Source organism: Agrobacterium sp. ST15.13.015 (genome assembly GCF_027871645.1).
GTDB classification, from domain to species: domain Bacteria; phylum Pseudomonadota; class Alphaproteobacteria; order Rhizobiales; family Rhizobiaceae; genus Agrobacterium; species Agrobacterium leguminum.
Genome location: NZ_JAQAHF010000018.1, coordinates 26981 through 52571 on the forward strand (window position 1 = coordinate 26981; position 25591 = coordinate 52571).

Genomic DNA, 25591 nt, shown 5'->3' on the forward strand with positions numbered 1-25591 from the left:
CACATTCTTATGCCGCATCCTCCAGCCCGGCCGTGTCCTTCCTGCGGAACTGGCTGGGCGGCGCGCCGAGCACGCGTTTGAAGGCGCGGCTGAAGGAGGCTTCGGAATCGTAACCGAGCTTTTCCGCCGCCAGCGTCACGCGCATGCCTTCGCGCAGCCACAGCCGCGCCTGATGCATGCGCACTCGCACCACGTAACGGGCCGGGCTTTCGCCCACTATGCGGGTGAAACGTTCCGCGAAACTGGAGCGGGATGCGCCCATCAGCGAGGCAAGCTCCTCCACGCTCCAGTCCTTTTCGGGGTTGAGGTGGATGGCGGCCAGCACCCGCCCGAGTTCGGGATTGCGCACGGCGGCCAGCCAGCCGCTGGAATCGCCGCAGCCATATTCCACCCATGTGCGGATCAACGTCGCGGTCAGCACATCGGCAAGCCGTGCCAGAATGCCGCCCGCGCCCACGCGGTTCAGCTCCACCTCGCGCGTCATGGCTTCAAGCAGATGGGGGATAGCCGGGTCGCTTTTGGCCAGATCGCTGGTCAGCATCACATCCGGCATCAGCTGCAGCAGCGGGTGCAGATTGTCCATGTTGAAACGCATCGAGGCGGTAAAGGCCACGGTATCGCCGCCGGCACTCGCGCATTCCATGTCGAAGATGCCCTGGCAGACTTCCTTCTTGCCGAAGCGGTCGAAAAGGGCGGGCTTCACATCCTCGCCACTGCCCAGCACATGGGCGTGCCCTCGCGGCAGAAGCACGGCGTCGCCGCAGGTCAGCGTCAGCCATTCCCCGGAAGGTTTCAGCAATTTCGCCTGACCGACGCCGATGAAATGAAACCGCGCGGCTTCCTGTTCGGGAAAAGCCGTCGCCCAGGGTGTGGCCATGCGGCACCGGCCGTATTCGACACCATCGAGCCTCAGGCCACGCAACATTTCGGTCAGGGCATCATTCATGGCTTGCTCGCAAATTCGGATGTTTGGTTAAGGAATATGGATTTTCTAGCATGGAAACGCCGGGATGTCACGCATAGCTTATGTGCATCGATTTACGGTTGTTGAACCGGGCTCCCACCGGTTTCACCACTTTGCCTTTCCGTTTCAGGACGCATTCCGGGAATGCGCATCAGGAGATTTTCATGAACAACCGGACCATAAACGAGCTTGAATATGTGCCGCGCAAGACAGAGCCGGATGCGAAATGGGCGGCCGTGGTTTCGCTTTCGCTCGGCGTTTTCGGGCTGGTGACGGCGGAGTTCCTGCCGGTCAGCCTTCTCACGCCGCTTTCGGTCGATCTCGCCGTCAGCTCCGGCATTGCCGGTCAATCCATCACCGTTACGGCGCTGGTCGCGGCGGTCGCCGGCCCCGGCGTCGTCATCGGCACACGCAGCATCGACCGTCGCTGGACATTGCTTGGGCTGACCACGCTGCTGATCATTTCCAGCACGCTGGCCGCCTTCGCCAACGGTCTTTTCATGCTGTTCGCCTCGCGCGTCCTGCTCGGCATCGGCCTTGGCGGCTTCTGGGCCATGTCGGCGGCGCTGGCGCTGAGGCTGGTGCCGCTTGAGAAGATGCCGCGCGCCATGGCCATCATCCTGACAGGGGTTTCGGTCGCCACCGTCTGTGCAGCGCCGGTGGGCGCATGGATCGGCGCGACGCTTGGCTGGCGCTCGGCCTTTGTGGTTGCGGGTGCGCTCGGTGTCATCGCACTTTTCGTGCAATTGCTCACCGTTCCGTCGCTGCCGCCGGCTGGCGCACCCGGTCTTTCCACCATGTTCCGGCTGTTGCAGCGGCCGCAGGTTCGGATCGGCCTTCTGACGACGCTATTCATCGTTGCGGGTCACTTTGCCGGTTTCACCTATGTCCGTCCATTCCTGGAAGACGTCACGCTTCTTGGCGTCGAGGCGATTTCCCTCGTCCTTCTGGTTTATGGTGTCAGCGGCTTTTTCGGCAATCTTTTCGGCGGTTTCCTCTCCGAGAAAAACACGGCATGGGCAGTGACGTTCGCCGCGACTCTCATCGCGGCATCGGCTTCCGTTCTGGTCGTTGCGGGTGCGTCACCCCTGATTGCTGGCCTTGCCATCGCCTCCTGGGGTTTTGCCTTCGGTGCGCTCCCGGTCAGTGTGCAGAGCTTCATCACGCGGGCCGCTTCCGATGAGGCGGAAAGTGCTGGCGCGCTGCTGCTCACCACGTTCCAGATCGCCATTTCCAGCGGTGCGGTTCTGGGCGGCCTGTTGATCGATCTTCAGGGGGCGACGATGGTCTTCGTCTTCGTGGCGATTGCCGCCCTTCTCGGCGCATCGCTGATGGCGTCGCGCCGTGGCGTGGTGCCGCAGGTCGAGGCATCGCAGGGATAATTGGTTGGAGAAAACGGACCCGCATTCCTGCGGGTCTTACAACTCCTCAAACCGTCTTGATCGCCTTCTGCGTCCGGTCTTTACCGACCTCGATCACGTGGCGCATGGCTTTCACCGCCGCATCCGCGTCACGCGCCGCAATCGCATGCACGATGCGCAGATGATTGGACGCGATTTCGGCGATGGTGCCAGGCGAAGCGGCCGGCGACGAGAGCTGGAAGGAAATGGCAAGTGCTGCTTCGATCAGCCCGCTTGCCGAGCGCATGAAGGGATTGCCGGACATATGCGCCACGGCAAGGTGGAATTCGAGATCGACCTTGGCGATGCTTTCCGGCGTATGTTTCGGATTGTCGAATTTGGCGGCGATGACGTAAAGCGAAACGATATCGTCATTGGAGGCCTGCAGGGCCGCTGCCGCTGCCGCCGCCGGTTCCAGCGCCAGGCGGATCTCCGCCAGATGCGTGACGAATTCCTGGTCTATGCCGGCCTCGCAGCGCCAGCCCAGCACATCCGGATCGAAGAAGTTCCAGCTTGAGCGGTCGAGAACGCGGGTGCCGACCTTCGCCTTGGGTTCGACCAGCCGCTTGGCCGCCAGCGTCTTCATGGTTTCGCGCAGCACGGTGCGCGAGACGCCGAAGCGCATGGAAAGTTCCGCGTCATTGGGCAGCAGGGAGCCTTCCGCAATTCTGCCCGAGACGATGGCGCTGCCGAGTTCGGAGACCACATGGGCGTGGCTGTTCCGGCGTTTTCGCCCGCTTATCGTCGTTTCGAGCAGCCCCAAGCAAGCCTCCCTTGGCAATTATGCCGGATGCGGTCCGGCCAGTCTCCTGTTTGAATACCAGATGATTGCGCGCTGCAACACGATGAAGACGAAAAGCAGCACACCGATGACGATTTTCGTCCACCAGGAGGAAAGCGTCCCGTCAAAAACAATGTAGGTCTGGATCAAGCCCTGGATCAGAAGGCCGATGAAGGTTCCCGCCACCAGCCCCGTGCCGCCGGTCAAAAGCGTGCCGCCAATGACGACGGCGGCGATGGCGTCGAGCTCCACCCCCACCGTCGCCAGCGAATAACCTGACGAAGTGTAGAGCGTATAGACGATGCCGGCGAGACCGGAGAGGAAACCGGAAAGCGCATAGATGCCGATGGTCGTAGCCCCGATCGGCACGCCCATCAACTCGGCCGATTGCGGGTTGCCGCCAAGCGCATAGACATTGGCGCCGAAGCGGGTGCGGCTGGCGATCAGCATGCCTGCGGCGAAGACGAGAAGCATCAGCATGGCGAGCGCCGTCAGCCTGCCGCCGCCGGGGAAGCGATAATAGAAGCCCTGTATCGCATCGATGAAGGGATGCGAGATCGGCACGGACTGGGTGGAGATGAGGTAAGCCGCGCCGCGCGCCAGAAACATGCCCGCCAGCGTCACCACGAAAGGTGGGATCGACAGGAAGCGGATCATCGCCCCCATCAGGCAGCCAAACAGCGTCGAGACAACCAGCACGATGGCGAAGGCGAGCAGCGGATGGATATTATAGGTGCCGACCATGACGGCGACGAAGACGCTGGTGAAGGCGATGACCGAACCGATGGACAGATCGATGCCGCCAGACAGGATGACGAAGGTCATGCCGACCGCCGCTATGCCGAGGAAGGCATTGTCGGTCAGAAGGTTGCCGATCACCCGCGTGGAAAAGATCGCCGGATATTGCAGCACGCAGAGGAGATAGGCGATGACGAAGATCGTCAGGGTGGTGAGGAAGGGCAGGTTGCGGCTGTGGATCATCGCGCGGTTCCTTCCTTGGTCATGCCATTGGTGGCCGCCGGTTTGGCGTGTGGCTTCGGCGCTTTCACGAAGCCCAGCACCGTCATGATCGCTGGCGATTGCAGCGTCAGCACCACCATGATGATGCCGGCCTTGATGATGAGGTTGAATTCCGGCGGAAAGCCCGAAACGAGAATGCCGGTATTGATCGTCTGGATAATGAGCGCGCCGATCAGCGAGGCGGTGATGGAGAAGCGCCCGCCATTCAGCGACGTGCCGCCGATGACTACCGCCAATATGGCGTCCAGTTCCAGCCAAAGCCCGGCATTGTTGGCATCCGCGCCGCGAATATCGGCAGTCACGATCATACCGGCGATGGCTGCGCAGAGGCCGGAAACCGCATAGACGAAGAACAGCAGGAAGCGCGCCCGCACGCCGGCAAGCGCTGCCGCGCGACGATTGATGCCGGTCGCCTCGATCAGGAAACCGAGCGCGCTCTTGCGCACCAGAAGGCCGATCGTCAGCGCCGCCGCCACCCAGATGATGACGGGCAGCGGAATGCCCGCAAACGAGCCGGAACCGATAGCGGAAAAGCTGTCATTGTTGAAGGTGAGAATGACGCCTTCGGTAATGAGCTGGGCGATGCCGCGCCCCGCCACCATCAGGATGAGCGTGGCGATGATCGGCTGTATGTCGAGAAGGGCGACGAGCACACCGTTCCAGAGGCCACAGGCAATGCCCACCGCAAGCGAGATGACGATGACCGAAGGAATGGAATGGCCGTTGCTGATGAGCGTGGCCGCAACCGCGCCGCAGATGGCGATGACAGCGCCGATGGACAGATCGATGCCCTTGGTGGCGATGACCAGCGTCATGCCGATGGTCAACAGCGCGACCGGTGCGGCGCGAACGAGAATATCCACCAGACTGCCGTAGAGCCGGCCGTTCTGAAACGAGACATGCAGGAAACCCGGCGAAAGGATTGTAATCGCTGCCAGAATGATGAAGAGCGCGGCAAGCTGGGGAGCAAGCCTTTTTAGGCGTCGTGTCACTGCCACCATCACGCCGCCTCCGTTTTCGCCGCATCGGCAATCGCCCGCATGATGTTGTCGGCGGTCACTTCGCCGCCCTTCAATTCGCTGACATGGCGGCGGTCGGAGAGCACGACCACACGATGGGCAACTGCGGTAAGCTCTTCCAGTTCGGAGGAGATGACGACGAGCGACATGCCCTCGCTGCAGAGTTTTTCGATCATTTTCAGGATTTCCGCATGCGCGCCGATATCGATGCCGCGTGTCGGCTCGTCGAGGATCAGAAGCCGGGGATGGGTGGCGAGCCAGCGCGCCAGAATGGCCTTCTGCTGGTTGCCACCGGACAGGAATTTGATCGGCCGCTCGGGATCGGCCGGGCGGATATCGAGCGACTTGATAAAGCTTTCGGCCAGTTCCGCCTTCTGTCGGCGCGACAGCGGCCGTGCCCAGCCCTGCCGTGCCTGAAGCGCCAATGCAATATTATCTGTGACGGAAAAGTCGCCGATGATGCCGTCCGTCTTGCGCTCTTCCGGACAGAAACCGAACCCGGCCGAGATGGCGGCTTCAGGAGACGAAATCGCCGCAGCCTTTCCGTCGATTGTCGCCGTGCCGGTATCGGGCCGGTCGATGCCGAACAACAGGAAGGCTGTTTCCGTCCGGCCCGAACCCAGCAGCCCGGCGACGCCGACAATCTCTCCCGGCCGGATGCCGAGATCGAAAGGCGCGATGCTGCCGCGTTTGCCGTAACCTTCGAAACGGATCGGCGGCTCACCCTCGGCAACCGTATCTTCGGTCGCCTGATGGTCATGGGTGATGTGCTGAAGCTCGCGGCCGAGCATCATCGAGATCAGTTCGGAACGGGGCAGGCTGCCGATGTCGCGGGTGCCGACGAGGCGGCCGTTGCGCAGCACCGTCACCCGGTCGGCGATATCATAGACCTGATTGAGGAAGTGGGTGATGATGACGATGCCGATGCCGCGTGCGCGCAGGTTTCTCAAGACGCCAAACAGCATCTCGACCTCATGGGCATCAAGGCTGGCGGTCGGTTCGTCCAGCACCAGCACCTTGCCGGAAAGATCGACGGCGCGGGCAATGGCGATGATCTGCCGGATGGCCACGGAATAGCTGGAGAGAAGCGCGTTGACGTCGATGGACAACCCGTATTGGGCAAGCAGCGCCTGCGATTTCTTCTGCATCGTGCCGCGGTCGATCAGCCCGAAGCGGCGCGGCTGGCGGCCGAGAAACAGGTTTTCGGCAACCGTCAGGTTTTCGAGAAGGTTCACTTCCTGATAGACCGTGCCGATGCCCAGCGCCTGCGCCTCACCCACATTGGCGGGCGAAATCTCTGCGCCCTCCAGAAAGATCGAGCCGCTGTCGCGGTGATAAACGCCGGTCAGGATTTTGATGAGCGTCGATTTACCCGCGCCGTTTTCGCCGAGCAGGGCATGGATTTCACCATGTCCAAGCGAAAAATCGACGCCATCGAGCGCCGTGATCCCCAAAAAGGATTTGCCGATGGCGCGTGCTTCCAGAAGTGGTGCCGTTTCGGACATTGAGCAGGTTCCGCATGAAGAATGCCATGATGGAGCGGCACGAACGACGCGCCGCTCCTTCCGAAGAATGGGGTATCAGTAACCCAGACCCTTCTTCGCCTCGTAGACCTTCATCGGGTCGTCAGACGCCGTGTAGAGCTTGGATTCGGTCTGAATCCACTTCGGCGGGGCCTTCTTTTCCTTCAGATAGGCTTCGAGCGCGTCGAAGGCAGGGCCAGCCATGTCAGGCGTCAGTTCGACGGTGGCGTTGGCTTCGCCGGCCGCCATGGCCTTGAAGATATCAGGCACGGCATCGATGGAAACGACCTTGATGTCGGTTCCGGGCTTAAGGCCGGCTTCCTTGATCGCCTGGATCGCGCCGACGGCCATGTCGTCATTGTGAGCGTAGACCGCACAGATATCCTTGCCGCCGCCTTCGGCCTTGATGAAGCTTTCCATCACTTCCTTGCCCTTGGTGCGGGTGAAGTCACCCGTCTGCGAGCGTGCGATCTTGATGTTCTTGTGTGAGGCAATCGCCTCTTCGAAGCCCTTTTTGCGGTTAATGGCGGGCGAAGAGCCGGTCGTGCCCTGCAATTCAACGACCTTGCAGTCCTTGGAACCAACATCCTTGACCAGCCAGTCGCCGGCAACCTTGCCTTCATGAACCTGATCGGAGGTTACGGCGGTGAGGTAAAGATCATCCGAAGCCTCGATCTGGCGGTCGAGCAGAATGACAGGGATATTTTCTTCCTTGGCTTCCTTCAGCACGGCGTCCCAGCCGGTTGCGACGACCGGAGCGATCAGGATCGCATCGACGCCCTGCGCGATGAAGCCGCGAACGGCCTTGATCTGGTTTTCCTGCTTCTGCTGTGCGTCGGCGAATTTTAGCGTGACGCCGCGCTTCTCCGCCTGCTGCTTGGTGACGGTTGTTTCAGCCGCGCGCCAGCCGGATTCCGAACCGATCTGCGAGAAGCCGACGGTAAGCGATTGTGCGGAAACACTGGATGCAAGGCATGCGGAAACGGCGACAGTGAATGCCGCAAGAGCTTTTCTCATCTTATCCTCCCAGAGATGATGTCAGCGTGACGGCGACACTATGAGCATATAGTAATACTCTTGAAAAGTGGTTTTTTAGCCTTTTCACAATTTGGCTTTCACGAAGCGCGACTAAATTTTGTCATAAAATACAATAAATCAATGGTTTGGGCGGAAATAAATTATACTCTTGCCCTGTCTGAACACACCGAAAATGGCCCGCGATGTGGCTTGACAGTCAATGACGGCATCTAATAGTAATATAAATAAAGATATCAGACTGAGGCGGAGTGCCGGGCCATCGGGCCAGACGCATTCCGGCAAGGCAGGGAGGAAGAGGCCGTTGCGCGACGCCGGTATCATCGTAAATGCCGAAAAATATTCGGCTAAAGCCGAAGAACAGCTCCAAATCACTCGTCTGGGGCTGCTCTGTCGGTTATGCGTGATCTCCGAAAGCTGATTCCATTTTCCTTGCGCACAACATAAGCTTGTCGCATTTCGTAATATTTTACCGTTGGCCACTTCCGGCTGGAGACCCGCATCATGACTACATCCGACAATCTTCCCGCAACCCAGGGCAAGGGAGGCAAGCTTCGCTCGCGCGCGTGGTTCGACAATCCCGCCAACGCGGATATGACCGCGCTTTATCTCGAGCGTTACATGAACTTCGGTCTCAGCCAGGCCGAGCTTCAGTCCGACCGCCCGATCATCGGCATTGCGCAGACCGGTTCGGACCTTTCGCCCTGCAACCGCCATCATCTGGAACTGGCGAACCGCCTGCGCGAAGGCATCCGTGAAGCGGGCGGCATCGCCATCGAATTTCCGGTGCATCCGATCCAGGAAACCGGCAAGCGCCCGACGGCTGGTCTCGACCGTAACCTTGCCTATCTCGGCCTCGTGGAAGTGCTTTACGGGTATCCGCTCGATGGCGTCGTTCTGACCATCGGCTGCGACAAGACCACGCCTGCCTGTCTTATGGCGGCGGCCACCGTCAACATTCCGGCCATCGCCCTTTCCGTCGGCCCCATGCTGAACGGCTGGTTCCGTGGCGAGCGCACCGGTTCCGGCACCATCGTCTGGAAGGCGCGCGAACTGCTGGCGAAGGGCGAGATCGATTATCAGGGCTTCGTCAAGCTCGTCGCCTCGTCGGCTCCCTCCACCGGCTATTGCAACACAATGGGCACGGCGACGACCATGAATTCGCTTGCCGAAGCGCTCGGCATGCAGCTTCCGGGCTCCGCCGCCATCCCGGCGCCTTACCGTGACCGCCAGGAAGTTTCCTACCTCACCGGCCTGCGCATCGTTGAAATGGTCAAGGAAGACCTGAAGCCTTCCGATATCATGACCAAGGATGCCTTCATCAACGCCATCCGCGTCAACTCGGCCATCGGCGGCTCCACCAATGCGCCGATCCACCTGAACGGCCTCGCGCGTCACGTCGGCGTCGAGCTGACGGTGGATGATTGGCAGACCTATGGCGAAGACGTGCCGCTGCTTGTCAACCTGCAGCCGGCAGGCGAATATCTCGGCGAGGATTATTACCATGCCGGCGGCGTTCCCGCTGTCGTCAATCAGCTGATGAACCAGGGACTGATCATGGAAGACGCCATGACCGTCAACGGCAAGACCATCGGCGAAAACTGCCGTGGCGCGATCATCGAAGACGAGAAGGTCATCCGTCCCTATGAGCAGCCGCTCAAGGAACGTGCCGGCTTCCGCGTCCTGCGCGGCAACCTGTTCTCCTCCGCCATCATGAAGACGAGCGTGATTTCGGAAGAGTTCCGCAACCGTTACCTCTCCAACCCGAACGATCCGGAAGCCTTCGAAGGCCGAGCTGTGGTGTTCGACGGTCCGGAGGACTACCATCACCGCATCGACGATCCGTCGCTGAAGATCGACGCCAACACCATCCTCTTCATGCGCGGCGCCGGTCCCATCGGTTATCCGGGTGCGGCGGAAGTGGTTAACATGCGCGCGCCCGATTATCTCCTGAAGGAAGGCGTCAATTCGCTGCCCTGCATCGGCGATGGTCGTCAGTCCGGCACGTCGGGCAGCCCGTCCATCCTCAACGCTTCCCCGGAAGCGGCGGCCGGTGGTGGCCTCGCCATCCTGCAGACGGGTGACCGCGTCCGCATCGATGTGGGCCGTGGCAAGGCGGATATCCTGATTTCCGGCGAGGAACTGGCCAAGCGTTACGAGGCGCTGTCGGCTGAGGGCGGTTACAAGTTCCCCGATCACCAGACGCCATGGCAGGAAATCCAGCGCGGTATCGTCAGCCAGATGGAAACCGGCGCGGTTCTGGAACCGGCCGTGAAGTATCAGCGCATCGCCCAGACCAAGGGCCTGCCGCGCGACAACCACTAAGGTTAGGCAGTTTTGCCGACCGCTTTTTAATCGGCCCCGGGGTAAAACCCGGGGCCGAAACATTTTGGATACCGTGCTTCGCAACCGCGTGAACCGTGCGGGCGGCCGAAGGGCGCGATAGCCTCATTGCTTACCTGCTTACTTCCCCGATGGGGCTGGCGGCTTTCCTAAATACGGCAGGAAGAACATGTAAAGCCCGCTGAGAACAAGCAAAGTCAGCGGCACCAGTGGAGCATAAACGATCATCGGTGGCGTCGGGCCGAAGGCCATCGAAGCGAAGTTCGCCAGAATGGTGACGGTCAGCAGAATGCCCAGCCACCGATGGCCCTGCCTTATCCAGTTTCGCAAGATCAAAGTCGCCCCCAAGAAAAAACATCCATGATGGAATGTGACACATCGGCGCTTCAGCGGGCCTGAACGAGCTTCCAGCCATTGCCGGAAGGATCGCGGAAGCTCGCATCCACCGAGCCGTAGCGGGCGATCGGTTCCTGGGTGAATTCGACGCCGCATTTGTGCATGGCGTCAAAGGCTTTCTTACAATCCTCGACCACCAGAACCAGCGGCGGCATGGCGCCTTTGGCCACGGCTTCGTTCAGATCCTGCGCCGTCGCCTCATCAACGGTCGGGGCCTGCGGCCGAAACAGGCCCAGCTGGAAATCCGGCTGGTCCGGGTGCTGCACGGTCAGCCAGCGATAATCGCCGTTGCGTGCGTCCGTATGCAGACGAAATCCGACTTTTTCGACATAAAATTGCAGCGCTTTGTCCTGGTCATGAACGTAAAGCCCGACAAGTTGAACACCATTTTTCATGAGCTATCTCCCTTTCACTCACCGTGCCTACCGCTTTCCGTTCGCCGGCGCTTCTCCGAAACTGCGATTGTGAGATGGGGACGATGTGCGGCGCTGACGAAGCAATGGGGAACCTGCTCAAGGTCGGCAGGCAAAAGCCGCATCCTGCGCCGCAATTCACTCGGGTTTTCCCCCGTCACGTCGCGGAAAACACGGCCGAACGTGCCGATGCTGTTCCAGCCGGTTTGCAGCGCGATGTCGATGATCGGAAGGTCCGTGTCACGCAACAGCGCCACGGCGCGCTCCACGCGCCGTGTTAGCAGATAGCGGTGAGGGGGTATGCCGAAAGCATCGCGAAACGATCTCGCGAAGTGCGCCTGTGAGGCCCCGCTGACGCTTGCAAGGCGTGAAACAGGCCACGCCTCATGGGGCGCCGCGTCCATATGATCCTTGGCCCGCAGAAGGCGGCGCAACAGTTGCAAGTCTCTGTTCGCAGAGTTCTTTTCGGGCCGGCGCATTTGGCAATCATTGAATGAACCCGCGGTCCTTGGCAAGGTTCATACCTGCAAGCCGCTGTGAGTGGCTCAGATCACCGGGTAAAGCGACCAGAAGAACAGTTCATATTCCTGATCGCGGTCGTCATCGTGCGACTCGTCATCGGGTCTGCGCGGTGTTTTGTCCTGAAACTCGGTCTCCACCCGCTCATTGACGACGGGCATCCTTCGGCCGATGCCAAAGAGGTCAAAGGAGAGCATGTTGAACCCTGCTACCATGGCCGTTTCCCTTCTTCACGCGAGTTAACGTAGCGTTAAGTTTCGCGCGTTGCCATGATTTCGTCAAGATTGGTCGAGGAATTTGTCTACCATTTTTAACAACAATGTCGTGACTGACATTCCAACGCTGCCGGATTTGGCGCAATGAACGTCTATTAGCGGCATTAAACGCCGTTCGCAGGGGCGTCAGAATAGGCTTTTTCAGTCGCTTCCAGTGCGGAATCGGTATCTGCGGCATGGCCGAGGCTCTTCAGGGCGCTGGAGAAGGCCGCGATATTGGCTTTTACTGCCTCCGGATGCGCCCTCCGACCGGTGTGATTGAGCCTTATCAGCCGTTCCGCGCCGGGGCCGACACCGGCGGAAATATCTGCGCCCTGCTTTTGGGATGCAGCAGCGAGGAACGCCTTTGCTTCCACGGTATCCGGCAGGATCGCCGTGGAAACGAGGGCGGAGGCGTGTGTCTCCTCCACCCAGGTCGGGATACCGAGCGCCCTGATGCCGTTCCGGGTGGCCGCCGCCGCTCTTTCATGACGTTCATTGGCGGATGCCAGACCTTCCGCCTCTATCCTGTCAAGGGCGGCCTCCAGCGCGTAGAATTCCAGCGGAGCAGGCGTTCCGGGCAGCGCGCCCCGGCCGGCATCGAGCCAGAGTTTCTTCTGGTCCAGAAGCGAGAGCATGGAGTTTTCCGGCGCACCACCATGGGAAAGTAGCTCCCACGCTTTTTCGCTGACGGAAATGGCGGAAACCCCGGCCGGGCCGGCCAGCGCCTTTTGCGGGCCGATCACGGCGATATCGATACCCAGCCGGTCGACCTCAAAGGCATGGCCGCCGATGGAGGCGACGGCATCGACGAGCGTGACGATACCCCTTTGCCGAGCAAGCGCGGCAATGGCGGGCAGGGGGTTGAGAATGCCGCTTGCCGATTCCGCATGGACGATGGCGAGAAGATCGAAGCCCGGACCCTCGTTCAGCGCCCGTTCCACCTCCTCCAGCGTGACCGGCTTTGCCGGGCTGGCGGTCAGGTTGCGTACCGTCGCGCCGCCTCTCGCGAGCCAGCCGCCGAACCATGCGCCATAGGGGCTGGTAACGATGTTGAGCGCTCTAAGACCCGGTCGGGCAAGGCTCGTCGCCGCCGCCTCAAGCGCCAGCACGGCTTCCGCCTGTATGAGAAGGACGTCGTTCCCCGTGCCCATCAAGGCTGCCAGCCGGTCGGCCAGAATGGCGTAATGCTCCGCGGGAAAGGCAGGTGGGTCGAGCAGCAATGCATAATCCGGAACGGGCATGTCTTTTCCTTACGTGGCAATGGTCAGGCGCGGTGCGGCGTCGATCAGGGTTCTGGCGGTCGAGGATTGCGGTGCCGAGACGATATTTCGCGTCCTGCCGATTTCAACGATCCGCCCCGCTTCCATGATGGCGACGCGGTGGCAGACGGCCCGGATGACCGCGAGATCATGGGAAACGAAGATACAGGAAACGGCCGTCTCGCGCTGTATTTCCACCAGCAGTTCGAGGATTTGCCGGCGAACCGAAACATCGAGCGCGGAGACGGCTTCGTCCAGAATGAGAAGCGACGGTTTGAGCGCAATCGCCCGTGCAATCGCGACACGCTGCCTTTGGCCGCCGGAAAGCTCGAAGACCGAGCGGCCGGCATAGGCGGCGGGCAGGCCGACGCGCTCGAGAAGGCGGTGTATTTCCGCCGCACGCTCGCGTCTTTTGACCATGCGATGAATGCGCAAGGGCTCGCCGATGGCATCCTCGACGCTGGCGCGCGGATTGAAGGCGCCATGCGTGTCCTGAAACACCATCTGCATGTGCTGGCGGGCGGCGCGAAGCGTGCCGCCGTCAAGCGCCAGCCAGTCACGGCCTTTGAAATGGATCGTGCCTTCGTCGGCCGGGACCAGCCGCATCAGAATGCGCGCCAGCGTCGATTTCCCGCAGCCGGAGGGACCGGCAAGCCCCAGCGTCTCGCCGGGCTGAAGCGATAAGGAGATGTCGGAAAGCGCCGCCACCGTTCTTGCGCCGGTGCGATAGGCTTTCGACAGTCCGTCGACGCTCAGAAGGGCTTCGTTCATGACGCGGCCTCGCTGATGAGCGGCGGGGTAGAGAGATCGAGATAATCGGCAAGCAGCGCACGCGTATAGTCATGACTGGGTGCGGAAAGCACCCGCCGTGTCGGGCCGTGTTCCACCAGCAGCCCCGCGCGCAGAACCGCGATCTCGTCGGCAAGGCTGGAGGCAAGGCCGATATCATGGGTGATGAAGACCAGCGTCTTGTTCTCCTGCCGCACCAGATCGTCCAGCAGCGTGGCGATGGCGGCCTGACTGACCGTATCGAGAGCGCTCGTGGCCTCGTCGGCAATCAGGATCGAAGGACTGGCGGCAATGGCAGCGGCAATCGCCACGCGCTGCCTTTGGCCGCCGGAAAGCTGGTGCGGATAGGCGGTGAGCAGATGGGAGGGATGCGGCAGCCGCACCCGGTCCAGAAGGTCGCGGGCAAGATCGCGCGCTTGCCTCCATGACAGGCCGAGATGCCGCACGGCGCCTTCCGCCACCTGTTCGCCGATGGTGAGAACCGGGTTCAGCGTCGCGCCGGTATCCTGAAAGATCGTGCCGATATCGCGCCCCGGCTGTGGCCTGCCGTGAAACAGGCCGCTATCGCGGCTCCAGGAAATATCGCCGGAAACCCGTGCATTGCCGGGAAGAAGACCGGCAATGGCTCTGCCGAGCGTGGATTTTCCCGAACCGCTTTCGCCGATGATCGCCAGCCTCTGCCCCTGCCGGATCGTCAGCGAAACACTCTGCAAGGCCGGCGCATCGCCCGCCGCATAAAAAACGCTGAGATCGTCGATCCGGCACAGCGCATTTCCGCTCATGGCGCTTGCCTCCTCGTCGCCATCGCCCTGTTGATGCCTTCGCCGAGAAGGTAGACGCCGAGAACGGTGATCAAAAGGCCGATGCCGGGGATGACGGACAAAAACGCGGCCGAGCGCAGGACGTTGCGTCCTTCGGCGATCATAGAACCCCAAGTGACGATATTGGGATCGCCAAGCCCGAGAAAGGACAGTGCCGCTTCGGTGAGGATGGCTGCCGCTACAATGATGGCGGCCAGCGCCAGAACCGGCGGCAGAGCGTTGGGCAGGATTTGCCGGAAGGCGATTTCCAGCGGATGCATGCCGATGGCGCGGGCGGATTGCACGTAGTCGCGCTCGCGGATGCTCAACACCTGCGCGCGCATCAGCCGCGCGGGATCCGCCCATGCGCCGAGCGCAATGGCGAGAATGACGATGGGCATGGAAGGGCCGATGGTGCTGACGAAGGCGAGCGCGAGCAGGAAATTCGGCACGATCTGGAAGGCGTCGGTGACGCGCATCAATGTTTCGTCCACGAGGCCGCCCGCAAAACCGGCGATGGTGCCGATGACGGTGCCGATCACCAGCGCGGCGGCGGCGGCGCCCATGCCGACGAGCAGGGAGGCCTGTGCGCCATGGGCAAGTTCGGCCAGCACATTGCGGCCCAGCCGGTCGGTGCCCAGCGGCAGGGTGGCATCCGTGAACGGCGCGATCAGCGGTTCGCCGACAATGGCCAGCGGGTCCCCCGGAAAGAGGAGGGGGGCGGCAAGCGCCGCCACGGCAAGCAGCACCAGTATGATGGTGCCGGTGGCGCCTTCGAAACTGCGCAGCAGCCGGAGAGCGAAACTCATGCCTGTCTCTCCCCGCTGCCGATGCGCGGATCGAGAACGGCATAGACAATATCGACGGCGAGATTGACGAGAATGACGAAGACGGCGCTTGTCAGGATAATGCCCATCAAAAGCGGCGTATCGCGGCTGCTGACCGCCTCCTGCGCCAGCCGGCCGAAACCGGGAATCGCGAAGACGCTTTCGATCACCACGCTGCCGCCCAGCATGGTTGCAGCCTGCAGGCCGAGCACGGTGACTAGCGGAAGAGCGGCGTTGCGCGCGACATGGCGCAGCACGATCCGCCGTTTGGAAAGCCCCTTGGATTGCGCAAAAAGCACGAAATCCAGCGGCCAGACCGCCGCCATGGCAGTGCGCATGACGCGCAGGAAAAGCGCGAGATAAATGAGGCCGAGACTGGCGACCGGCAGCACGAGATGGCGGGCAATATCGAGCGCCCTTGCAAATCCCTGCTTGCCCGAAGCGATGGTTTCGATGCCTGAGGTGGGCAGCCATTTGAGTTGAACGGCAAAGACGATGGCCAGCACGAGGCCGAGCCAGAAGCCGGGCGTGGCGTAAAGCGTCAGCGAAAGCGTTGAAAGCACGCGATCCGTCAGCCCCCCGGGACGCGCGCCGGCCACGATGCCAAGCCCGGTGCCGAGGATGAAGGCGAATGCGGTGGCGCTGCCCATCAGGAGAAGCGTGTTCGGCAGCCGCTCGAGGATCAGCCCCAGCACCGCCCGGTCGAAGGCAAGGGACCAGCCGAGATCGAGCCGCAGCACCGAGCTGGCATAGAGCCAGAAACGGGCAAATACCGAACCGTTCAGGCCGTATTGTTCGCGCAACACATCCCTGAGCCCGGCATCGCCGCCGCCAATGGAGACGAGATAGGCGTCCACCGCGTCTCCGGATGCATTTTCAAGCAGGACGAAAGTGAAGATGACAACGATCAGCAGCACCGGAATGGCGCTGACTGCCCTTCGCTTCAGCAATGTTACTGCACGCTTCACGATGCGTCCTTACGTATCGACCGCGGTATCCGCCCAGTTGGAAACGGCCCAGCGGGGATTGCTGGCGACATGTTTGACGGTATCGCGCGCCACCGTGATGAAGCCCCATTCGGCAACGTTGATCAGCGGCAGATCGGCGGCGACCTGCTTCTGGAAATCCTTGTAAAGCGCCGTGCGCGCGGCGGTGTCGACCGTTATCGACGCCTTGTCGATCAATTCGTCCAGCGTCTTGTTCTCGTAACCGCCCTGATTGGAGAAGCCGACGCCCGCCGGAATGCCGGAACGCACGAGAATGGTGGTGGAAATTGCCGGGTCGCCGCGGAAGACCGGCGGCGCGATGGCGAGGTCGAAGGCATGATCGGTGTAGACCGCCTTCTGGTGAGCAGCTGAATCATTGTTGACCAACTCGGCATCGATGCCGATTTCCTGCAACGCCTGACGAAGATAGGAGCCGAACTGCCTGGTTTCGTTGAAATAGGGCGCCGGCAGAAGTTTCAGCGAGAAACGTGTTCCGTTCGGGCCGCGCGCATAACCCGCCTCGTCCAGCAGGGCATTGGCCTTGGCCACATCGAAATCATAGGTCTCGACATCGTCGGTGTAGAATTCAGGGGCGTTCTTCGGCACCGGGCCTGTGGATGCCGTGGCGTAACCGAGGAAGACCTTGTCGATGACGAATTTTTTGTCGATGGCGTGGGCGATGGCCTTTCTGACCTTGAGATCGGCCAGTTCCTTGCGGCGATGGTTGATTTCGACCACCAGCTGATAGGTCAGCGCCTCGTAACCATCGGCAATGACCTTGATGCCAGGCACCTTCGAGATGCGGTCGAGATCGGCCAGAGGCACGGCCGAAAAGGCGGCGAGCTGAATTTCCTCTGCTTCGAGCGCGGAGGCCGCACCCGCCCGGTCCGGCAGGACGCGGTAGATGATCTCTTCGAGCTGCGGTTCGTCCTTGCCCCAGTAATTGGGATTGCGGGTCAGGCGGTAATATTCGCCGGGCTTGTATTCTGCAAAGACGAAAGGCCCGGTGCCGACCGGCTTGGTATTGGCCGGGTTGGTGGCGATATCGGTGCCTTCATAAAGATGTTTCGGCACGACGCTGGTAACCACCGGCAGCGCATTGCGGATGAGCTGGAAGGGTGTCGGCTTGGAGAAGCGGAAGATCGCCGTGTGTTCATCCGGGGTATCCACCTTCTCGAGATTGGCGAAGACCAGCCGTCCGAGATTCTGCAGCGGCTTCCAGATGGAGAGCGCCGAAAAGGCGACATCCGCCGCGGTGAACGGCTTGCCGTCATGCCAGGACACGCCTTCGCGCAGCTTGAAAGTGGCGCTGAGACCGTCATCCGATCCCTGCCATTCGGTCGCAAGCCGCGGCGTGAGCCCGTCCTTGCCATCGAAGGAGGCCTCGGCCAGCGGCTCGACGATCTTGCTGGCAATATAAAACACGCCGTTTGAGGCGACGATCGCCGGGTTGAGGTTCTTCGGCTCCGAATCGGCCGCGACGATCAGCCTTCCGCCGGGTGCCGCCTCCTGCGCGGCGGCGATGCCCGCCAAACCCGTGGTTGCGGCAAGAAGGAGTGACGTCTTCAGAAGCGAGCGGCGGGACAGGTGGACAGGCGACATGATTCACTCCGGAAACGAGGGCTGGGCGGGCCTTTCCACTTGGTCCGCGGCGGCCGATCTTAAGACTGCAACCTCGGCAGTGTCCACGTTAATTCGCGGGCTTTACAGCAATGATTTTACGTTGCGTGGGCCATTGCGGAAACAATATGCTTTCTGGCGGCAATGCGCTTTTCTCGTGCTGCGGTCCTGCCGGCGGCGATGTTCCGGAAAATTGATTTAACGCAATGAAATTAGGTGGTTGGGATGCCGGCGTTTCGGCCGTGTGTGTCCCGTTGCCCCTGTGGGCGGAGCGAAAATCTGCCGCGGTGACCCCGTTTGGAAAGGGGTAATTAACCTTTATTTTCTATTTCAGGGAGACCGAAATATGTACGTTTATGATGAGTGTGCACGCTGCCATGAGTTTCTCCCGATCCAGATTCCAGAATTCGTCCAATAGCGTAGGGGAGGGGAGCGAGAAGGCTCGTCATGCCGGCGGCCAGTCGGTTGCCGGTCAGCAAACGGCGGGAATGAAGGCGGGCGCGGCACCCCGGCCGAATGCCGATGTCAGCGCAGCCGATGCCATTGAAGGCCGCGCCGAGATGCCCGGCTGGCAGAATGCTTTCGTGCTCGGCCCGAATGTGCGTTTCACCCGCACGCCGGAAAGCGCCTTTGCCCGGCGCATGCCGGTCGAGACACCCAATATTCCGGAAGAGGAAATCCTGGATGCCGCCCCGCCTGAAATGGTGGAGCAGGAAGCGGTGGCGCAGCAACGCGCTGTGCAGCAGGAGGTTTCTGTCCCTCAACCCGTCGTGAAGCAGGCTGAACAGCGCGTGCCGCCGCCGCGCATGCCGTTTCTGCCGCAGCCGCCGGAGGCCCGGGGCGCCAGGGCGCTGACTTACAAATTGCGGCTGGAGCTTGCCCGCAAGCAGGCGGAAGAGGCGGCTGCCGCTGCGCAGATGCCGGTTCAGGAGGGTATCTCCGTAGCCGTGGAAGCGCCTGTGCCGCAGGTATCCCCGTCGGTTCAGCCGCAATCCGTCGCGCCTGCTGTCGAGGCCGCTCAGGCCGCCATTCCTGCTTTCGCCGCCCATCTGCCGGATGAGCTTTTCTGGGAAGTGATGACGCTCGATCTGCCGGGCAGTGCCGGCGAGGGCGTTTCTGCGTCCACGCGCGCCGTTCTTGCAAATTCGGTCGTCACGGCGCCAACGATAGTCGCGCCGGCGGCCGTCGTGTCGCCGGCAGCGGCTGCGATCGTGCTTTCGTCCGAACCTCCGGTCGTCACCGTGCCGGGCGGTTCCGCAATCCGGCTTTACCGCGAGATTGGCGTGCGTCAGTCCGTTGTTCCTGCCGCCCTTCCGGTCGTGGAACAGGAAGTCGCACCGCTGCCCGTCGCGGAAGCGCCGATGGTTGTCGAGACGCCGAGACCTGTGGAGCAGGTTCAGCCGGTTGAGAGAATTGCGGCCGAGCCGCGTTTCACGCCGCGCGCGCCCATCCAGGCCTCGCAGCCGATGTTCCGCGAAGCGCCTGTCTTCGCCGAGGGGGAATATGAATACCCCTCCATCGATCTTCTGCAGGAGGCCCGCGTTCAGCAGACCACGACCATGACGCCGGAAGCGCTGGAGCAGAGCGCCGGGCTTCTCGAAAGCGTGCTGGAGGATTTCGGCATTAAGGGCGAGATCATTGATGTCCGCCCCGGCCCGGTTGTCACGCTGTATGAGTTCGAACCCGCCCCCGGCGTCAAGTCCTCGCGCGTCATCGGTCTCTCGGACGATATCGCCCGCTCCATGTCAGCGCTCTCGGCCCGTGTCGCCGTTGTGCCCGGCCGCAATGTCATCGGCATCGAACTGCCGAACCCGGTGCGCGAGACGGTTTATCTGCGCGAACTGATCGAAGCAACCGACTATGCCGAGACCCGCCAGAAGCTCGCACTTTGCCTCGGCAAGACCATCGGCGGCGAACCCGTCATCGCCGAACTGGCGAAGATGCCGCATCTGCTGGTCGCCGGCACCACCGGTTCCGGCAAGTCAGTCGCCATCAACACTATGATCCTGTCGCTGCTCTATCGTCTGAAGCCGGAAGAGTGCCGTCTCATCATGGTCGATCCCAAGATGCTCGAGCTTTCCGTTTATGACGGTATTCCGCATCTGTTGACGCCTGTGGTTACCGATCCGAAAAAGGCGGTCATGGCGTTGAAATGGGCCGTGCGCGAAATGGAAGACCGCTATCGCAAGATGTCGCGTCTCGGCGTACGCAATATCGACGGCTACAATGCAAGGGCCGCTGCTGCCCGCGCCAAGGGCGAGACGGTGTTCTGCAACGTGCAGAGTGGTTTTGACCGCGCCACCGGCGAGGCGGTCTACGAGCAGGAGGAAATGGACCTCACGGCCATGCCTTATATCGTCGTCATCGTCGACGAAATGGCAGACCTGATGATGGTGGCCGGCAAGGAAATCGAAGGCGCGATCCAGCGTCTGGCGCAGATGGCGCGTGCGGCCGGCATCCATCTCATCATGGCAACCCAGCGCCCGTCGGTCGATGTCATCACCGGTACGATCAAGGCGAATTTTCCGACCCGTATCTCCTTCCAGGTGACCTCGAAGATCGACAGCCGCACCATCCTTGGCGAACAGGGCGCGGAGCATCTGCTCGGCCAGGGCGATATGCTGCACATGATGGGTGGCGGCCGCATCGCCCGTGTCCACGGTCCCTTCGTTTCGGATGAGGAAGTGGAAAAGGTGGTCGCGCATCTGAAGACGCAGGGACGTCCGGAATATCTCGGCACCGTTACCGAAGACGCTGACGAAACCGACGAAGAGGCGGAAGAGGAAGCCGCTGTTTTCGACAAGACCGCCATGGGTGAGGACGATAGCGACGATCTTTATGAAAAGGCCGTCAAGGTGGTGATGCGCGACAAGAAGTGCTCCACATCCTATATCCAGCGCCGCCTGTCCGTCGGTTACAACCGTGCCGCTTCGCTGGTCGAGCGTATGGAACAGGAAGGCATCGTCGGGCCTGCCAACCATGTCGGCAAACGCGCGATTATCGCCGGCGAACGCTCTTCTTACGATGCCATGGGAGCGGAAGACTGATTGAGCCCTCGGGGCGCGCGATATTCGATTGCAAAAACGCGCCCCGTGAATAGCTTGTGCGGCATGGATTCTGGAATTGGGAGGATTCCCTCATGGCGCACAGCAATGAAAAAGCCACCGTTCTGGCGAGCCTGGGTGAGCTGGAGCGGTTTTGCCGCACCGTTTTTCTGGCCGCCGGCACCGATGACGAAACGGCCGATGCGGCGACCCGCGCCATGATGCACGGCACAAGGCTCGGTGTGGACAGCCACGGTGTGCGCCTCCTCGCCCATTATATTACCGCGCTCGAAGGCGGGCGTCTCAATCGGCGGCCGCAGATCCGCCGCGTTTCGGGCTTCGGCGCGGTGGAGACGATCGACGCCGACCACGCCCATGGCGCCCGCGCCACCTATGCGGCGATGGACAGCGCCATGGTGCTCGCGGAAAAATTCGGCATTGGCGCGGTGGCGATCCGCAACTCATCGCATTTCGGCCCGGCCGGCGCATATGCGCTGGAAGCGGCGCGGCAGGGCTATATTGGCCTCACCTTCTGCAATTCCGACAGTTTCGTGCGCCTGCACGATGGCGCCATGCGTTTCCACGGCACCAATCCCATCGCCATCGGTGTGCCGGCAGCGGATGACATGCCCTGGCTGCTGGATATGGCCACCAGCGCGGTGCCCTATAACCGTGTCCTGCTTTACCGGAGCCTCGGCCAGCAATTGCCGCAAGGTGTCGCCTCTGACGGCGACGGCGTCGATACCCGCGATCCCCATGCCGTTGAAATGCTTGCCCCGGTCGGCGGCGAGTTCGGTTTCAAGGGGGCCGCACTTGCGGGGATGGTCGAGATTTTCAGCGCTGTTCTCACGGGCATGAAACTCAGCTTCGATATCGCTCCCATGGGCGGGCCGGATTTTTCCACGCCGCGTGGGCTTGGGGCCTTCGTTCTGGCGCTGAAGCCGGAAGCCTTCCTGGAACGCGAGGTGTTCGACGAGGGCATGAAACGTTATCTCGAGGTCCTGCGCGGATCTCCCGTGCGGGAAGATTGCAAGGTGATGGCGCCGGGTGACCGGGAGTGGGCGGTGGCGGCAAGGCGGGAGAGGGAAGGGGCTCCTGTCGATCCCGTCACGCGGGCGGCCTTCTCGGAGCTTGCCGTAAAATTCTCGCTCAACCCGCCTGCTTATCATTAAAGCGGCCTGCGGCTGACGGCGTCGTTCCGCCGTCATCCCGTGTTCAGGCGGGTCGCAGTAGCATATTCGGGCGCGGATAGGACGCTGCCGCCGCGCCCAGCCTTTCGGCCCCGATGGGGCGACCGATATAATAGCCCTGCGCGTAGTCGATTTCCATCTGACGCACGAGCCTCAGCTGTTCCTCGGTTTCGACGCCTTCGATCAGGATCTTGTGGCCGCGATTGCGGATGAGGCGGATCATGTCCTGCAGCATCGCCCGGCCACGCGGGGTCTTGCTGTCGTGCAGGAAGGAGCGGTCGATCTTGACGGTATCGAAATCCGTCATGCGCAGCCAGGAAAGGCCGGCAAAACCCGTTCCGAAATCATCCAGCCAGATATTGATGCCGAGCGTTTTCAGGTCGTTCAGACAACGCAGCACGTCCGAATGCATTTCCATGTCGACGCCTTCGGTGATTTCGAAGGCAAGCCTGTTGCCGGCAATTCCCGCCTCCACGAGAATGGCGGCCACCGAGGTGGCGAAACCCGGATTTTTCAATTGCATCGGCGACACGTTGACACTGACGACCGCCACCTTGTCATCGGCCAGTATCTGCTTGCAGACGGTCTTGATGGTCCACAGGCCCAGTTCCATGATCGTGCCGGTGCGTTCGGCAATCGGAATGAAAATACCGGGTGCGACTGGATTGCCATCCAGCAGGCGAAGCCGCATCAGCGCCTCGACCCCCGCGGTCTCGTTGGTCGAAACGTTGAGAATAGGCTGATAGACGAGGGAAACGAGATCTTCCGCGACAGCGATTTTCAGCAGGGCGGCAATGTTTTCCGTCTCGTCGCTGGTCTGCGGATCGTCCGGGTCGAACAGCTTCATGCAGTTGCGGCCATTGCCCTTGGCGATATAAAGCGCGCGGTCGGCCTCGTTGATGATCTTTTCCAGCTTGCCGTCCGCGTTGGGACGGGTGAAGGACGCACCGATGCTGACGGTGACGATGAAGGTGCCATCCCGGCGCTGGTCATGCGCAAGCGACAGGTCTTCAACGGTGTGGCGGATCGTCTCGGCAAGCTCACCCACCTGCTGCTTGGATTTGAACGGCGCCAGCACGATGAATTCCTCGCCGCCATAGCGGCCGATGGAAGCGCCATGTTCGGTGATCGCATTCTGCAGGGCTTTGCCTACCGTCACCAGGCATTTGTCGCCTTCCTGGTGGCCGTAACGGTCGTTGTATTTCTTGAAGAAGTCGACATCGATCAGGAAAACGGCAAAGCCTTCTTCCTTCCTGATCCAGTTGTCCCACAGCAGGCGCAGATGGTGGTCGATGGCGCGACGGTTCTGCAGGCCGGTCAGGGAGTCGGTATTGGAAAGCCGCAGCAGCGCCTGGCCACGTTCGTCAGCCGCCTTCTGCTGGGCCTTCGCCTCCAGCCCGTTGACGAAGACGTGGTAGCGCTCCCGGTTCAGATTCCAGTTTACGTAAGAAGTGAAGACGAAACACGATATGTAGAAGGTGCCAAAGGCGAACTTGTAGAAGCTGTCTTCGGGAAACTGCGTTGCCGCCAGAAAATAGGTGACGAGAATAATGCCTGAAGACACCAGCGACAGATGGAAGCGGAAGGTGAAAAACAGATTGGCGCCCATCATGAAGATCGCCCCGAAAACCATGTAGTAAGACATGTTTTCGGTATTGTCGGTCAACAGCGACGGCAGTAGCCAGCCGATATAGCCCATGACGAGAGCGGTGGCGCAGGTGAGATCGAGCGCCGTGGTGCTGGCACCCTTGCTTAGCTGAATCTCCAGTGTCAGCAGGGATGACAGGACAACAATCAGACGTGCGATAATGGTGTAAAAAGCGACGTCGGGTATCAGAATGATGTCGGTTGCGGCAAACAGCAGATAGATGAAAACAGCGGTCCACAGGCCCCGCCGGATAGAACCGCGGCGGCTGCGCTCACCTTCCTGCTGGTAAAGGGCAAGGAGTTCATCAGAAAACCGGGAGTCCGGCCGCCGATAGTCTTGCTGTCCACTCACCTCTCCCAATGTGTGCTTCATGCACTTTCCCATAGTGTTGCGTATACTTTATTAAGTAACTGCTTATTCCACTTTTCCGTGTGCTGTCGCACCCAGTGCGGGTTCCCGTCGATCTCTGCCGATGTGTGCGGAGAACATGGAAAGGAAGAACGCATCATACGTTCGCAACATTAAGTTTCACTAAATCGCGTATCTGCTTTCTCCCGTCCTCACGAGTGTGACCAAAAAAATACGCTAATTTACTAGTGTATCCCTACACCGCTCAAAAATCGAAAGCGAGTGGCCTTCCGCCTCCCAGAAACGTATAGTTAACAATGTGTTAATACTGGAGGCTGAAGTGGTGCGGGTAAAGAAGAAAAATCTTGACGGGGCAAGTCTGATTACCCCGGATACTGTCGCAAAAGAGATTTTTGAACGCAGAACGGAAACATTCGATGAGCAGTTCGCCGTTGCGAAAGCAGAGATTGCGCTCATTCTCGAATTGGCACAGCAGCAGTTCGACAATCGTATTTCAGCACGTGAGATAATACATAGAACGGCGGGCGCACTGCATGGTCTGCGTGAGAAGCTCCACTCCAGCGTGTGGGCTGAACTGATTCCGCTGGTGCAGAATCACCCTGTTTCGGTCCATTTTCTGGAGGACCCGTTCACCCGCTGGTCTTTCGAAAAGCCGCGGGGTTATTCGGGCGATGCGCAGCTGCTCGATTTCATTTATGGCCACGACAGTGTTGCCGAACTGGTAAATAACGCCACGCCGCTCGGTGCGGCCCTTTACGACTACACGAAGGATGCCAGTTCCTCGGTCGCCGTGCGCGAGCGTCGCGATTTGCTGACGCGATTCGTCGATGAGGCTGCGGCCCGGCACGGTAGTGAGACGGAAATCCTCACCATCGCTTCCGGCCATCTGCGTGAGGCGGATGCCTCCGTGGCGCTGAAAGAGGGCAAGATCAAGCGCTGGGTAGCGCTCGATCAGGACCCCTTGAGCGTCGGTTCCGTCGCCCGCGATTTCAACGGCAGCTGCATCGAGGCGATCGACGGTTCCGTGCGCGATATCGTCCTGCGCACGCAGGAACTCGGCACTTTCGATCTGATCTATGCGGCCGGTCTCTACGACTATCTGAACGACCGCGTGGCGATCAAACTCACGCGGCGCTGCATGGAAATGCTGAAGCCCGGCGGCATGTTCCTCTTCGCCAATTTCTCGGAGGACATCGTCGTCGACGGTTACATGGAAACCTTCATGAACTGGGCGCTGCTGTTGCGCTCCAAGGCGGATATGTGGCGAATCGTCAATGCCAGCGCCCATCCTGCAGGCATCGAAGCGGATGTGTTCTTCGGGGAGAACCATAATATCGTCTACGCTACGATGCGTAAGAAGGCGTGACATCCTTCGGGCCAGTCTCTGCT

General features: G+C 61.0%; 22 protein-coding genes. 5 read left to right on the forward strand and 17 right to left on the reverse strand.

All coding sequences use genetic code 11. From position 1 onward, the window contains the following. Positions 1-7: 7 nt before the first annotated feature. Positions 8-946: an AraC family transcriptional regulator gene (locus PIB16_RS22575; RefSeq protein ID WP_271046354.1), complete on the reverse strand. Its 939-nt coding sequence runs from the start codon at positions 944-946 to the stop codon at positions 8-10. Positions 947-1128: 182 nt separating this feature from the next. On the opposite strand from PIB16_RS22575, the gene PIB16_RS22580 reads away from it, so the two are divergent. Continuing rightward, positions 1129-2346 (forward strand): MFS transporter, encoded by a 1218-nt coding sequence (locus tag PIB16_RS22580; protein ID WP_271046355.1) that lies wholly within the window; start codon positions 1129-1131, stop codon positions 2344-2346. Between the two features lie 46 nt (positions 2347-2392). Here the strand turns inward: PIB16_RS22580 and PIB16_RS22585 are convergent, their stop codons facing one another. The 5 genes from PIB16_RS22585 to ytfQ all read right to left on the reverse strand — a co-directional run bounded on the left by PIB16_RS22585 (position 2393) and on the right by ytfQ (position 7724). Then, positions 2393-3127, reverse strand: coding sequence for a FadR/GntR family transcriptional regulator (locus PIB16_RS22585; RefSeq protein WP_003523755.1), 735 nt, complete (start codon positions 3125-3127; stop codon positions 2393-2395). 18 nt (positions 3128-3145) lie between these two features. Beyond that, positions 3146-4126: a galactofuranose ABC transporter, permease protein YjfF gene (yjfF, locus tag PIB16_RS22590; protein ID WP_078052720.1), complete on the reverse strand. Its 981-nt coding sequence runs from the start codon at positions 4124-4126 to the stop codon at positions 3146-3148. Further along, the gene (locus PIB16_RS22595) at positions 4123-5166 is read right to left on the reverse strand and encodes an ABC transporter permease (protein WP_161987805.1); all 1044 of its coding nucleotides are present in this window, start codon (positions 5164-5166) and stop codon (positions 4123-4125) included. Before PIB16_RS22595 ends, yjfF begins: the two co-directional genes overlap by 4 nt. Beyond that, positions 5166-6689 (reverse strand): sugar ABC transporter ATP-binding protein, encoded by a 1524-nt coding sequence (locus PIB16_RS22600; RefSeq protein WP_271046356.1) that lies wholly within the window; start codon positions 6687-6689, stop codon positions 5166-5168. The genes PIB16_RS22595 and PIB16_RS22600 overlap by 1 nt, the downstream gene beginning before the upstream one ends. A 75-nt stretch (positions 6690-6764) precedes the next feature. Beyond that, positions 6765-7724, reverse strand: coding sequence for a galactofuranose ABC transporter, galactofuranose-binding protein YtfQ (ytfQ, locus tag PIB16_RS22605; protein ID WP_271046357.1), 960 nt, complete (start codon positions 7722-7724; stop codon positions 6765-6767). A 522-nt stretch (positions 7725-8246) separates the two neighbouring features. Here ytfQ and PIB16_RS22610 point away from each other — a divergent pair. Then, positions 8247-10067: an IlvD/Edd family dehydratase gene (locus PIB16_RS22610; protein ID WP_065655500.1), complete on the forward strand. Its 1821-nt coding sequence runs from the start codon at positions 8247-8249 to the stop codon at positions 10065-10067. A 138-nt stretch (positions 10068-10205) separates the two neighbouring features. Here the strand turns inward: PIB16_RS22610 and PIB16_RS22615 are convergent, their stop codons facing one another. From PIB16_RS22615 to PIB16_RS22660, 10 genes are all read right to left on the reverse strand, one after another. Then, entirely contained in the window at positions 10206-10415 is a 210-nt protein-coding gene (locus PIB16_RS22615) for a hypothetical protein (protein ID WP_223215672.1), read from the reverse strand. Positions 10416-10471: 56 nt separating this feature from the next. Continuing rightward, positions 10472-10876: a VOC family protein gene (locus PIB16_RS22620; RefSeq protein ID WP_078052724.1), complete on the reverse strand. Its 405-nt coding sequence runs from the start codon at positions 10874-10876 to the stop codon at positions 10472-10474. A 14-nt stretch (positions 10877-10890) separates the two neighbouring features. After that, entirely contained in the window at positions 10891-11373 is a 483-nt protein-coding gene (locus PIB16_RS22625; protein ID WP_078052725.1) for a helix-turn-helix domain-containing protein, read from the reverse strand. A gap of 66 nt (positions 11374-11439) precedes the next feature. After that, a complete protein-coding gene (locus PIB16_RS22630) occupies positions 11440-11628 on the reverse strand; it encodes a hypothetical protein (protein ID WP_003506556.1) in 189 nt (62 codons plus the stop codon). 164 nt (positions 11629-11792) lie between these two features. Then, entirely contained in the window at positions 11793-12911 is a 1119-nt protein-coding gene (locus PIB16_RS22635; protein WP_078052727.1) for a pyridoxal-phosphate-dependent aminotransferase family protein, read from the reverse strand. Positions 12912-12920: 9 nt separating this feature from the next. Then, positions 12921-13700, reverse strand: a complete 780-nt coding sequence (locus PIB16_RS22640; RefSeq protein ID WP_271046358.1) for an ABC transporter ATP-binding protein — start codon at positions 13698-13700, stop codon at positions 12921-12923. Next, positions 13697-14500, reverse strand: coding sequence for an ABC transporter ATP-binding protein (locus PIB16_RS22645; protein WP_271046359.1), 804 nt, complete (start codon positions 14498-14500; stop codon positions 13697-13699). Before PIB16_RS22645 ends, PIB16_RS22640 begins: the two co-directional genes overlap by 4 nt. Further along, entirely contained in the window at positions 14497-15327 is an 831-nt protein-coding gene (locus PIB16_RS22650) for an ABC transporter permease (RefSeq protein WP_271046360.1), read from the reverse strand. Before PIB16_RS22650 ends, PIB16_RS22645 begins: the two co-directional genes overlap by 4 nt. Then, positions 15324-16313, reverse strand: coding sequence for an ABC transporter permease (locus PIB16_RS22655; protein ID WP_271046361.1), 990 nt, complete (start codon positions 16311-16313; stop codon positions 15324-15326). The genes PIB16_RS22650 and PIB16_RS22655 overlap by 4 nt, the downstream gene beginning before the upstream one ends. Before the next feature lie 9 nt (positions 16314-16322). Further along, positions 16323-17933 carry an ABC transporter substrate-binding protein gene (locus PIB16_RS22660; protein WP_271046362.1) on the reverse strand — a complete coding sequence of 537 codons (1611 nt, stop codon included), beginning with the start codon at positions 17931-17933 and terminating at the stop codon, positions 16323-16325. Between the two features lie 374 nt (positions 17934-18307). On the opposite strand from PIB16_RS22660, the gene PIB16_RS22665 reads away from it, so the two are divergent. Together PIB16_RS22665 and PIB16_RS22670 are read left to right on the forward strand one after the other, a co-directional pair. After that, positions 18308-20998 (forward strand): DNA translocase FtsK, encoded by a 2691-nt coding sequence (locus tag PIB16_RS22665; protein WP_442866793.1) that lies wholly within the window; start codon positions 18308-18310, stop codon positions 20996-20998. A 92-nt stretch (positions 20999-21090) separates the two neighbouring features. Further along, positions 21091-22167, forward strand: coding sequence for an Ldh family oxidoreductase (locus PIB16_RS22670; RefSeq protein ID WP_065655490.1), 1077 nt, complete (start codon positions 21091-21093; stop codon positions 22165-22167). Positions 22168-22210: 43 nt separating this feature from the next. Here PIB16_RS22670 and PIB16_RS22675 read toward each other — a convergent pair whose 3' ends face one another. Beyond that, positions 22211-24205 carry a putative bifunctional diguanylate cyclase/phosphodiesterase gene (locus PIB16_RS22675; RefSeq protein WP_142844571.1) on the reverse strand — a complete coding sequence of 665 codons (1995 nt, stop codon included), beginning with the start codon at positions 24203-24205 and terminating at the stop codon, positions 22211-22213. Between the two features lie 316 nt (positions 24206-24521). Between PIB16_RS22675 and PIB16_RS22680 the strand changes: the two genes are divergently transcribed. Further along, complete coding sequence (locus PIB16_RS22680) at positions 24522-25568, forward strand: class I SAM-dependent methyltransferase (RefSeq protein WP_271046364.1); 1047 nt, start codon at positions 24522-24524, stop codon at positions 25566-25568. Positions 25569-25591: the final 23 nt, after the last annotated feature.

Bases quoted from the DNA above. Each gene is read 5' to 3' on its own strand.
- PIB16_RS22610 (WP_065655500.1), top strand. From the start codon at position 8,247: ATGACTACATCCGACAATCTTCCCGCAACCCAGGGCAAGGGAGGCAAG.
- PIB16_RS22640 (WP_271046358.1), bottom strand. From the start codon at position 13,700: ATGAACGAAGCCCTTCTGAGCGTCGACGGACTGTCGAAAGCCTATCGC.
- PIB16_RS22635 (WP_078052727.1), bottom strand. From the start codon at position 12,911: ATGCCCGTTCCGGATTATGCATTGCTGCTCGACCCACCTGCCTTTCCC.
- yjfF (WP_078052720.1), bottom strand. From the start codon at position 4,126: ATGATCCACAGCCGCAACCTGCCCTTCCTCACCACCCTGACGATCTTC.
- PIB16_RS22600 (WP_271046356.1), bottom strand. From the start codon at position 6,689: ATGTCCGAAACGGCACCACTTCTGGAAGCACGCGCCATCGGCAAATCC.
- PIB16_RS22645 (WP_271046359.1), bottom strand. From the start codon at position 14,500: ATGAGCGGAAATGCGCTGTGCCGGATCGACGATCTCAGCGTTTTTTAT.
- PIB16_RS22670 (WP_065655490.1), top strand. From the start codon at position 21,091: ATGGCGCACAGCAATGAAAAAGCCACCGTTCTGGCGAGCCTGGGTGAG.
- PIB16_RS22575 (WP_271046354.1), bottom strand. From the start codon at position 946: ATGAATGATGCCCTGACCGAAATGTTGCGTGGCCTGAGGCTCGATGGT.
- ytfQ (WP_271046357.1), bottom strand. From the start codon at position 7,724: ATGAGAAAAGCTCTTGCGGCATTCACTGTCGCCGTTTCCGCATGCCTT.
- PIB16_RS22580 (WP_271046355.1), top strand. From the start codon at position 1,129: ATGAACAACCGGACCATAAACGAGCTTGAATATGTGCCGCGCAAGACA.
- PIB16_RS22650 (WP_271046360.1), bottom strand. From the start codon at position 15,327: ATGAGTTTCGCTCTCCGGCTGCTGCGCAGTTTCGAAGGCGCCACCGGC.
- PIB16_RS22625 (WP_078052725.1), bottom strand. From the start codon at position 11,373: ATGCGCCGGCCCGAAAAGAACTCTGCGAACAGAGACTTGCAACTGTTG.
- PIB16_RS22630 (WP_003506556.1), bottom strand. From the start codon at position 11,628: ATGGTAGCAGGGTTCAACATGCTCTCCTTTGACCTCTTTGGCATCGGC.
- PIB16_RS22660 (WP_271046362.1), bottom strand. From the start codon at position 17,933: ATGTCGCCTGTCCACCTGTCCCGCCGCTCGCTTCTGAAGACGTCACTC.
- PIB16_RS22595 (WP_161987805.1), bottom strand. From the start codon at position 5,166: ATGGTGGCAGTGACACGACGCCTAAAAAGGCTTGCTCCCCAGCTTGCC.
- PIB16_RS22675 (WP_142844571.1), bottom strand. From the start codon at position 24,205: ATGAAGCACACATTGGGAGAGGTGAGTGGACAGCAAGACTATCGGCGG.
- PIB16_RS22665 (WP_442866793.1), top strand. From the start codon at position 18,308: ATGATGAGTGTGCACGCTGCCATGAGTTTCTCCCGATCCAGATTCCAG.
- PIB16_RS22620 (WP_078052724.1), bottom strand. From the start codon at position 10,876: ATGAAAAATGGTGTTCAACTTGTCGGGCTTTACGTTCATGACCAGGAC.